The 10,569-nt window shown below is 45.8% G+C and carries 9 protein-coding genes; 2 read left to right on the plus strand and 7 right to left on the minus strand.

Features of this window, described 5'->3' with window-relative positions:
• Nucleotides 1-57: 57 nt before the first annotated feature.
• From Q0668_RS14125 to Q0668_RS14135, 3 genes are read right to left on the minus strand one after another with little or no spacing between them, the layout of a single operon-like run.
• Nucleotides 58-1,059, minus strand: a complete 1,002-nt coding sequence (locus Q0668_RS14125) for a Gfo/Idh/MocA family oxidoreductase (RefSeq protein WP_298865792.1) — start codon at nt 1,057-1,059, stop codon at nt 58-60.
• A 56-nt stretch (nt 1,060-1,115) separates the two neighbouring features.
• Nucleotides 1,116-1,529, minus strand: coding sequence for an HIT domain-containing protein (locus tag Q0668_RS14130; RefSeq protein WP_298865794.1), 414 nt, complete (start codon nt 1,527-1,529; stop codon nt 1,116-1,118).
• A gap of 36 nt (nt 1,530-1,565) precedes the next feature.
• On the minus strand, nt 1,566-1,952 hold the full coding sequence (locus Q0668_RS14135) for a globin (RefSeq protein ID WP_298865796.1): 387 nt from the start codon (nt 1,950-1,952) through the stop codon (nt 1,566-1,568).
• Nucleotides 1,953-2,215: 263 nt separating this feature from the next.
• Here Q0668_RS14135 and Q0668_RS14140 point away from each other — a divergent pair, with 263 nt between their 5' ends.
• A complete protein-coding gene (locus tag Q0668_RS14140; protein ID WP_298865798.1) occupies nt 2,216-3,184 on the plus strand; it encodes a hypothetical protein in 969 nt (322 codons plus the stop codon).
• Here Q0668_RS14140 and Q0668_RS14145 read toward each other — a convergent pair.
• Both Q0668_RS14145 and Q0668_RS14150 read right to left on the minus strand, forming a co-directional pair.
• Nucleotides 3,181-3,672, minus strand: coding sequence for a DinB family protein (locus tag Q0668_RS14145; protein WP_298865800.1), 492 nt, complete (start codon nt 3,670-3,672; stop codon nt 3,181-3,183). The genes Q0668_RS14140 and Q0668_RS14145 overlap by 4 nt on opposite strands.
• 83 nt (nt 3,673-3,755) lie before the next feature.
• A complete protein-coding gene (locus tag Q0668_RS14150) occupies nt 3,756-4,451 on the minus strand; it encodes a PIG-L family deacetylase (protein WP_298865802.1) in 696 nt (231 codons plus the stop codon).
• Between the two features lie 455 nt (nt 4,452-4,906).
• Here Q0668_RS14150 and Q0668_RS14155 point away from each other — a divergent pair, with 455 nt between their 5' ends.
• The gene (locus tag Q0668_RS14155; protein WP_298865803.1) at nt 4,907-6,205 is read left to right on the plus strand and encodes a Gfo/Idh/MocA family oxidoreductase; all 1,299 of its coding nucleotides are present in this window, start codon (nt 4,907-4,909) and stop codon (nt 6,203-6,205) included.
• 592 nt (nt 6,206-6,797) lie between these two features.
• On the opposite strand, the gene ppk1 is transcribed toward Q0668_RS14155, so the two are convergent.
• Nucleotides 6,798-8,915, minus strand: a complete 2,118-nt coding sequence (ppk1, locus tag Q0668_RS14160; RefSeq protein ID WP_298865804.1) for a polyphosphate kinase 1 — start codon at nt 8,913-8,915, stop codon at nt 6,798-6,800.
• Nucleotides 8,916-8,994: 79 nt separating this feature from the next.
• Nucleotides 8,995-10,569, minus strand: a 1,575-nt coding sequence (locus tag Q0668_RS14165; RefSeq protein WP_298865805.1) for an HD domain-containing protein, incomplete at its 5' end; no start/stop codon positions are given.

The raw sequence follows: 10,569 nt of genomic DNA on the forward strand, positions 1-10,569 counted from the left end.
CGGAAGGGAGAGATAATAGACCGGTAGTGAAAAACAGAGTTACTTCCCCAATGGTTCCTACTTGATCTGCTGTATGCCTGCTTCCAGAATGACCTGAGCATTCAGACTCGCGATGGGGCTGCAAAGTTCCCACGGTTCTTCACCAGTTTGCACGCAATGTGCGAAATGTTCGGTGGCAGTCTGTAAGTAGAGCAGGGGACATTGGACCTTGACCTCTTTACCCAAAGGTTGGTCTTCGGTGGCCAGCATCAATCGCCCTTTCTTTTGTGGTTCAATCATCAAGGTACCTTTTGTGCCATAAATGGCAGTGGCATAAGCTGTCAGTTTTCCGACCTGTGACCAGGAACCTTCTGCGGTTGCGATTGCTTTCGGATATTGCATTACAATGAGCGCGTTATCTTCGACGCCGAGAGGTTCTGGCCGATACTGACCGGCGATGCCCGTGATGGATTCGGGTAAACCCAGTAAAACGCTGGAGAGAACACAGCCATAGCAACAGTAATCCATCATGGCGCCGGCTCCATTTAATTCCGGGTTAAACAGCCAGTCACAAAAGTAGTCACTACAGCCCAGCTCTTTCGGGCCGGCATGGGCGGCTCTGTATTTGACTTGCCAGATATCTCCAATCTCACCCGCTTTGGCCATCGTAATGGCGTGTTGCATTTGAGGCCACCAGGTAAATGGCCAATTCACCATCAGGCAGACATCCTTTTCGCGAGCCAAAGCAAACATCGCTTCTGCCTGAGACAGATTGGCAGCCATAGGCTTTTCGATCATCACCGGGATTCCCCGTTCTAACGCGGAAATCGCAAGCTCTGCTCCTGCTTGATTACTGCTGAAAATATAGACGCCATCTAATTCATGCTGTGAAAATAATTCTTCTGGTGTTTCATAAACAGGACAGCCATATTCGTTTTTGATACGATCGCGTAACACCTGATTCGTGTCAAAGGCAGCAACAAGTTCTGCGTTCTCGGAATGTTGTAATTGTGGCAGATGATCCCAGACATGATCGTGGATCATTCCCAGGATGCCGATACGAAGTGGCTGCTTTGTCATTTGTTTTCGTCAATCAATTTATGGAAATGTTTTAAAACGGGAAAATAATCTGATCGTTATGCCTGAGTGTTGTTCGTCGCAAAAAAATGTTCAAAGGCCTGTTTAATCTCTGCGACTTGATCGTCTGTATAAATTCGGCTTCCAGCCTGTCCCCACACAGGGGCTGGCCAATAGGGATCATTAAATTTTCTGCCAATCACATGGATGTGCATTTGGCTGACGACATTGCCGAGAGTCGCGATATTGAGTTTGTCAGGTGAGAATTGATCCTGTATGAACTGCGCGACCAGATTGATCTCTTTTAAAATCGCAGTTTGGAGTTCGAAGGGCAGCTTCGTAAATTCAATTTCGTCACAGCGTGGTATTAACATGAACCAGTCGACCAGCGAATTGTTCATCAGCAGTAGCGTCGATTCTTCGAGTTCATAAATATGTTTACTGTCAGCCTGTAGTCTTTCGTCCAGTTTCATGCTTGAATCCGTTTTTTGCAAAGGGAATTACGAAAATTATTCAGCTTGGTTAATCAGGAAGCTTGCCATATGTTCAAAAAAGACTTCAAGAGGAAACCTAACCTCAGTTGTGAAGTTTATCTCGTCCATGGCGCTGTTCATTAAAGCGATCCAGCGATCGCGGGCACTCTGGTTGATGGTAAAGGGAGCATGTCGCATGCGCAAGGCCGGGTTTCCACGTTCTGTTAAATAACGCTGAGGGCCTCCCAGCCGATAGACGAGGAATTCCTTCAGGCGATTCTCAGCACCTTGCATATCCTCTGCGGGATACATGGGTTTAAGAATATCATCTGTTTTCACTCTGTTGTAAAAGGCGCTAATCAATTGTTGTAATTTCTCTTCGCCAATCTGATCAAAAAGACCATCTATCGCTTTAGGTATCATCTGCGCTTCTGTTCCGTATCTTCATGAAAGGAATGGTCTGCTTACGTGTTCAAAGAATGGAGCCCATTCTGTTGCTGCTTTACAGTCAGATTATGGTATCTTAGAAACAGATGTAGAAGATTCATACCCAATTGAAGTTTCGATAGGATGTAGATTGCAGCCTGATTCTTTTGGAGAAATATAGAATGCGGCACCGGTTCACTTACTTGATATTGTTCGTTGTACTGTCGTGCACATCAGTTTTGACGGCAGCAGACGCGACAATGCCACGCTGGCCGGGCTTTGAAAAAAGTCCCTGGTTTGAAGAGCAGATTTCTTATCTGCAACTGGAACCGAAAATACGCGCAATTATTGTCGCTCCACAACCCCAGCGAATCATGCCTGAAAAGCCGAGCCGTGTGATTCTGTTTACGACTCCCAACGGAAGTACCATCGAGCAGACTTCGGGGTGCCAACAGAAGGAAGGACGCGATTGGCACTATGATATTCAGCATATCGGGGCACAGCACCGGAAATGGCAGTCTCTGAATCAACGAGAAAATCTGATTTTGGTCTGTCTGGAGGCCCGGGGTTTGAGTTGGCCTCGCTGGCGCGCCTCCCATCCCGATAATCCAAAACTGATTCGAAAGGTTATCGCTGAGATTCTGAATGCGATTCCATTGAAGAAACCGCAGATCACACTCGCCTGTCATAGTGGAGGCGGAAGTTTCTTGTGGGGATTTCTCAACGGTTCTGAAACGATTCCTGAACAGGTAGACCGATTTGTTTTTATGGATGCTAACTACTCGTTCAGTGAGGCCTATGGTCATGGAAAAAAGTTTTTAAACTGGCTCAAGGGAGATCAAAAACGCACTCTCGTTGTTTTGGCTTATGATGATCGCAATGTTTTGTTTCGCGGCAAAAAAGTGGTGAGTCCCACCGGTGGAACTTTTCGCGCAACGAATCGTATGCTGGATCGATTCAGACAGGATCTCAAATTCACAGAAAACAGACAGGGAGAATTTGATACGTATTCTGGTCTTGAAGGACAGATTCGATTGCTGGTTCATACGAATGACAAGAATCAGATTCTTCATACACGGCTCGTGGGTGAGATGAACGGATACCTCTATGCAGTCACCGTTGAAACGCCAGCAGGCGCAAAGTTCAGTTTTCTTAATACACCGCGTGTTTATACCAAATGGATCCAACCCGAGCCATTTGAACAACCAGAGAGGGAACACAAAAACTAAAACAGGGGCGGTTTCCCTAATTTTCGTCTGACGACCGCCCATTGACCGGCGTGCATCATCCAGTGAGTGGACTCGCCGGCGAACACAGAGCCCACGGTTGGCCCCAGATAGCGAACGGTTTCGGGCGAAGCTTCCATGAGCTGCTGATCACTGAGTTCTGAGAGCACGTTCAAAGTACCCTGACGTTGTTGCTGCATCAATTGGAGATATTCAGCTTTGGTGAGAAAATCAGCAGGGTTTTCACTGGTTGCGGTTTCTATTGAATATTGTTCTTTAAATCCATCCGGTATTACTGGCATCGAATCGGGGAAAACTTCTGTTATATGAAAGTGTTCGCTGGATATCAGATGCCCCAGTTGCCAGGCAATATGATTCATTTTTTCAGCAGGTCTGACTAACAGATTTTCATCAGTCAAATCTTCCAGATAATGATTCACAATATATGTGGGAAGTTCTAATGATACTTTTATATGCTCTGCCAGACTCATCGTAAAACTTTCGCATTGAATTTGAGACAGTGCGCGGAACTGGCTTTAATTCGGGACTTTGATTCACGCTCGAGATCGAAATATTATAAAATTTCTACGGGATACTTTCGGGGTGCCCAGAGTGCCTCGGCATATTTTACGCGACAAGTCTGACCACGATAGCGGGCCAGTGTTTCTTTTCCCCGTAATGCACCATGCGGTTTTTTGGGATCATACTTAATATTTCCCTGGAGGGCCATGTAACGGCCGAGCCAAGTCATTGATTGCTCCCAGTAATCCGAGACATTTACAAAGGTATCTGGTTCAAAGCCGATGGTGTGTCCCGGGCCGTTGTCGTAGTGATAGATCTTACGGGGGCCTCGAAATCGATCTTCATTGAGAACCCGACCGCCATGATTGAGGGCAATTTTACTTAGTTGTGATGCGACCGTATGATCGTGGTGGTGATCGTGCTCCCACAATTGTAATGCGATGTCGGGTTTCAACTCATGTATCGCACCCGCTACCTTTTGTTTCGTTTTTTCGTTGGTATCAAATTGATGCGACGCGAAATCAAGAAACCGCGTTTCGACGCCATAGTCCTGTGCGATGCTGATAACCGATTTTCTGAAAATGTCTTCACGACCTTTGGTGGGGGGCCAGTTGCTGTAGTCGCCAATCAGAATTAATTGCACGACTCGATAGTTTTTCGCCACCGCTTTCAGCATGATTCCGGGAACACCATAAACACAGTCATCAAAATGAGCACCAATTGCCAGCAGCGTTTTTTGATCAGCCATAGTCGTCTTCTCATCTCAGGATGTAAAACAAAAATTATTTTCGCATGGAGATCCTTATTTGAACTCCAGCTTTTGATGATACTTACTGCGGCAGCAGATCGCCATCGGAATTGCGAGATTGAATAATGAGAGAGGCAAAAAAACAGGAACTTCAATGACTCAGAATTGTCACAGAAAACCTTTCACACACGTGGAAATATCGTTACTCTCGCGCGATGTATACAATGTTGTCTTGCGAGAGGCGGGTTGCTGTCAAATTTTGTATACGCACCGGTTTACAAAGATTGATCTCTCAAAGTGTTTAGGAATTCGAAGGTGTTTATTCAGCGGAACTCTGCTCATTGTCTGGACATTGCCGGGAGCGATGCTTAGGATAATATGGTTGTTTCAGCCGGAAATTGAGCCGAAAATCTAAAACGACAACATACTCAAAAACACAGATAAAAGGATCGATTATGAGTGAATTCACGCGACGTAATTTTCTTCAAACCAGCGCGGGGGTAATCACCGCGACTTCACTGCTGGGAAATACCTCACGCGCAGATATAAATGGAAAAATCAGAGTCGCCGTTTTGGGGGTCCACGGTCGTGGTAAGACGCATATTAAAGCCATTGGGAAAATCGAAGGCGCGGATGTCGTGTTGATCTGCGATCCCGATGAGCAGGTTTTGGGAAAGTGCGCAGCCGACTTTGAGAAAAAATACGGTCGCAAGGTTGAAACCGAAACAGACATGCGAAAAGTCTTTGATCGAGACGACATTGATGTGGTGACGGTGGCGACTCCAAACCACTGGCATTCTCTGGCTACGATCTGGGCATGTCAGGCGGGAAAAGATGTCTATGTGGAAAAACCAGGCTCACATAATTTGTTCGAAGGCCGCAAAATGATCGAGGCAGCACACAAATATAAGCGCATTGTTCAACATGGAGTACAACTCCGTAGCCAGCCTGCAATTCAGGAAGCAGTCGAACATATGCGAAACGGGACGATTGGAAAAGTCTATATGGCCCGCGGTCTGGTGTTCCGCACGCGGGCTTCTATCGGACGCAAACCTGATGAAAAGGCTCCAGCCTATCTCGATTGGAATCTCTGGCAAGGACCCGCGCAGGAGACCAATTTCTCACGACGTTTAGTGCATTACAACTGGCATTGGACCTGGGATTATGGAAACGGTGATGTAGGAAACCAGGGAGTTCACGAAACCGATATGTGCCTGTGGGGGCTAGATGTCAAACTTCCTTCACAAATCACGGCCATGGGGGGGAAATTTCTGTGGGATGACGATAAGGAAACCCCAGAGTTGCTCTCGACTAATTATTTCTATCCGGATGAAAACAAGATGATCCAGTTTGAAGTGCGTCCGTGGAACACGAATACAGAAGATGGCGCGACTGTCGGCAATATCTTTTACGGTTCCGAAGGCTATATGGTCGTCAAGGGATATAAATCCTACGAGATCTTTATGGGACAAAAACGAGAACCGGGTCCCAAGAACAGTGGCGATGATCCGGTTGTGGCTCACTTCACAAACTTCCTCGACGCCGTGCGTTCACGAAAGTCGGAGACTTTGAATGGTCCTGTTGAGACGGCTCATACCAGTTCCGGAATTGCTCACTTGGGCAATATCGCCTATCGGTTGGGACGCCAACTCAATTTCAATCCCAAAACGGAACAGTTCGTCAATGATCCCGAAGCAGATAAGTATCTAACGCGACAGTATCGTAAGCCATTCGTTGTTCCCAACGAAGTCTGATCAATGACGACTGACAGAATTTGATATATCTACGAAAACAGCACGGGATGATCATTCCGGTGCTGTTTTTTATTACTTCAAGTTGTGAATCAAGTTGTAAATAAAGAGAGGCTGACCCACGTTCGCGCAGGTCAGCCTCCAGTCTAATTTCGTTAGGATCGAGGTGACCCTTACGAGTGGTGGTCGTCTATGACAACCCGCCAGCAGTCGCTAAGAACAACCACCTTTCTGGCTACAACAATAACTGTCCACTCAATCACCTCCTATTCTTGGATAAACTCCCTGATTCATCATCGGTTTGTAGCTCCAACTAGAACACAGGCTTTAGTCCTATCGCACTGCGTGGGTGCGATACATGATCTAACCTTATTCTTGCAAATCCTTTAATTGTGGCAATACCTATTTATATTGAATCAATCAAAAATTCGAGGCCCAAAGATAACACGAAGTCGTAACTCATTTAATTTTAATGAGATATGGACTTTATAATTCATCGGATTTTCATTGAGAATTACAGGATGCCAGAGAGCAGGTCGATATTGTACTGGTTTCTTGTGTACTGTTACCGGTTCAATTTGAACGAATTTAACGGCTATTGATCTCCCGGGGCCATGTGTGGTTCAAAAGTGGTACGACCTGCTTTTTCAGCCTGCTTTACAGCAGCGACCGCTTCCTCATACAAAACCTGTTGGCAGCTTACGATCTTTTTCTCCTTACTGGGAGTGATGCGTTCGTAAACACCTTGACTGTTTAATATGCGGGCTTTGGCGTTATCTTCAAAATAGCTGTTGAGTATTTTGATGACCTTACGGGAACTTTTTTTATCTTCAATCGGCACCAGTAATTCAACGCGCCGATCAAGGTTTCGTTGCATCCAGTCGGCACTGGAAATAAAGACCCGTTCGTCTCCACCATGATAGAAATAGAAAATCCGGGCGTGCTCCAGAAATCGATCAATGATACTGACGACTTCGATATTTTTGCTTAACTTGGAAACACCGGGACGCAAGCAGCAGATTCCGCGGATATTCAGTTTGATCTTCACACCTGCTTCAGAAGCTTCATACAAAGCATCGATGATTTGCGGATCGACCAGCGAATTAACCTTAGCCACGATTCGGGCTTTCTGTCCCTGCTTTTTTCGTTCCGTCTCATGCTGAATCAGATCCAGAATTTTGTCCCTCAGGCTGATGGGAGCCGCTTCTAGTTTCTGATATTTCTGGGGTTGAGAGTAGCCTGTAATCGAATTAAAAAAGTTGACAGCATCAGAAGCCAATGCTTCATCACAAGTAAAATAACTGATGTCGCTATAAATTTTTGCGGTGGCGTCGTTGTAATTTCCTGTACCAAAATGGAGATAGCGTTGAATCCCCTGTGGTTCGCGGCGGACGATACAGCAGATTTTTGCATGTGTCTTGAGTCCTTTCACGCCGTAAATGACTTGAACGCCGGCATGTTCCAGGTTTTTGGCCCATTCAATATTCCGCGCTTCATCAAAACGAGCCTTGAGTTCCACAAGGGCTGTTACATGCTTTCCCTGTTCTGCTGCTCGAATCAAAGCAGCTACAATCGGACTGTTTTTACTGGTTCGATATAAAATCTGTTTGATGGCTAAAACATCTGGATCAACGGCTGCTTCTTCAATCAGTCGGACGATGGGCTCGAAACTTTCATAGGGATGGCAGAGTAAAATATCCTGCCGGGAGACATTTTCGAACATCGTGATTTCAGGGTCCACGTCGGGACTGGGTTGAGGAGGCCAGGTCTTTGCTTTTTGCGCATCAAATCCGGAGATGTCTGTCAGCCTCATAAACGCAGTGAGATCCAACGGACCTGGAATACGATAAACGTTTTCGTCCAGCACATCTAATCCACGTTCCAGAAATTCCAGCGTTTCTATGGAAACATTTTCGGCAACTTCCAGACGAATGCAACCTCCTTTTTTTCGTTGATCCAGCATGTCTTCCATCTGATGCAGCAGGTCGGAAGCAAACTCATCCTGCAGACTGACATCCGCATTTTTGGTAACACGAAAGGGAATGCTCTCCAGAACATTTTCGCCTTGAAAATAATTTTCAATAAACAGGCTCACCACATCTTCCATAGGCAAATATCGATAGCCGCCTTCCGAGGGAAGTGTAATAAATCGAAATTCTGTTCTGCCAAAAGGAATAATTGCAAAGCGATTGTCAGAATTTTCACTTTTTTCATCTGGTGCCAGACGAACAATCATATTCAATGTCTGATTCATCAGATAAGGGAAATCCATTTCCGGCGTCACTGCCATCGGGGTGAAGACTGGATAGATCTCATCACGGAAAACATGTTCTACAATGCGTCGTTGAGAGTCGGACAGTTCCTGAGGTTTTGCTCTGTGGAACCCGACTTCAGCTAGAGCAGGTTCGATTTCATCCAGTAAGCACTGATATTGATCGACCATCATTTGGTGAGCCCGCAAACTGATTGCTTTCAATGTCTTACCGGGTGTCATACCTGAAGGATCAGCCGTTGTATTGCCGCTCGTTTTCAATAAATGCAGCCCACCCACGCGGACCATAAAAAATTCGTCAAGATTCGAACTGGTGATCGCCAGAAACTTCAATCGTTCCAATAAGGGAATCGAAGTGTCATGGGCTTCATCAAGAACTCGTTGATTAAATTCCAGCCAGCTAAGTTCCCGATTCAGATATTTTGATGCTTTAGCAGCCATGTTTAACCTGTTGTAAAAAAACGGAATTTAAAAATTATGGTTGTGAAAAACTCATCAGCACAGTCATTTCATTTGCCTGTTATTTTTTCCTCAACTGGACCTTGAGCCCGAAAACTTCTTCAAACAATGGTCCTTTTTCCACCAGTGCAATCTGTTCCAATGAAACATCTTCGACATGGGGGATGGAGATAATCAATTTTCCCTGCTTAATATCACATTCGATTTCTTTAACGCGTTGACTATAGGAAGAATCCAACGCATCAGCGACTCGCAGAATGGCAGCCATTTTGGTGATCGCAATACGATTTAAGCGATCTAATGTGGCATAGCCCGGATGGGTAGCTTTGGGGGAAGCCCTCCGGTGGTAGCGGGCGATTAATGAAACCAGCAGCAGATCTGTCTGCCCTAGACCAAATAAATTTCCATTGCTGATTAAGTACATCGAGTGTTTATGGTAGCCACTTTGATTCACATAAATTCCAATTTCATGCAACAAGGCGGCAGTATATAACAACAGACGATTTCGCAATTCGAGTTTGTGCTCATTTTGCAGTGACTGGAACAGGGTGTCAGCTAGAAATGCAACATGTCTGGCGTGTATTTCATCAAAGTCAAATCGCTTACCGAAATCAATGGTCGAACGGATAACCTGTCGATTGAATTCATCCGACCAGTTTTGCTGGTCTGCCATTTCTTTCAGCAGGCCATCTCGAAAATTTGCCTTGGTGACGTAAATGTGTTTTAACTGATAGGCTTCTGCCAGTTTCGTGTATGCCAGCAGTGCAGGTCCCAGAGTTTCGGCGTCGGTAAAGGAAAGATGGTAGTTTTGAACAAGTTGGTCTTCGTTTTTTTGTAAAATCTGATCTGTAAATTTGCTAAGTTCAGATACTTTGATTCGGTCCAGTTCGTCAGGTGAATTGGTAGGGTCAGGAATTTCATCTTCTGGTCGCAATTGGGACAGGGCAAACCTCACATCACCGCCGAGAACCACTAGTTTAATTGATTTATCACTTGGTACTTCATGTACGATTTGCTCGACAACACGCTCGATTTGATTTTCCATGATCGTACGTTCTTTGGATAACGGAACGCGATACCCTTTCAGCATCTCGCGCAAACGCAGCGCCCCGAGTCGATAATTATTTGAGAATAAGACATCTCCATTTTGTACAAGTAAGAGTTCGGTCGTACCTCCCCCAATTTCAGTGACGATTGTTCGCGCCTCGTCAAGATTTGGCTTTGCTGTCAGATAAGGCCGAATTCCCTGATACGTGATCCGGTTCACTTCCGCTTCATCCAGAGGTGCAATTTCGAAACCGGTTGCGATAAAGATCCGGTCGGTAAAGACGAGACGATTGTCGGCCTCCCGAACAGCGCTGGTAGCGACGACGCGAATTTGATCATCGCTGGTAATCTGATATTCATCCAACCGTCGGCGGTAGCTCTTGAGAATTCTTACGCATTCCTCCATCGTCGTTTTTTGAATGTTACGCATCTGGAATGTGTCTTCGCCGAGAGTCACGGCTTGCGAGAGCTTCTCCAGCGTATTTACGCTTCCGTCCGCTTTGATTTCAGCGATCTCCATACGAATCGCACCGGTACCGATATCGATGACGGCAATCAAACGATTCGCAACCGTATCGGGGCGACTGGC

Origin of the sequence: uncultured Gimesia sp., assembly GCF_937910335.1 — a bacterium.
In the GTDB taxonomy this organism is placed as follows: domain Bacteria; phylum Planctomycetota; class Planctomycetia; order Planctomycetales; family Planctomycetaceae; genus Gimesia.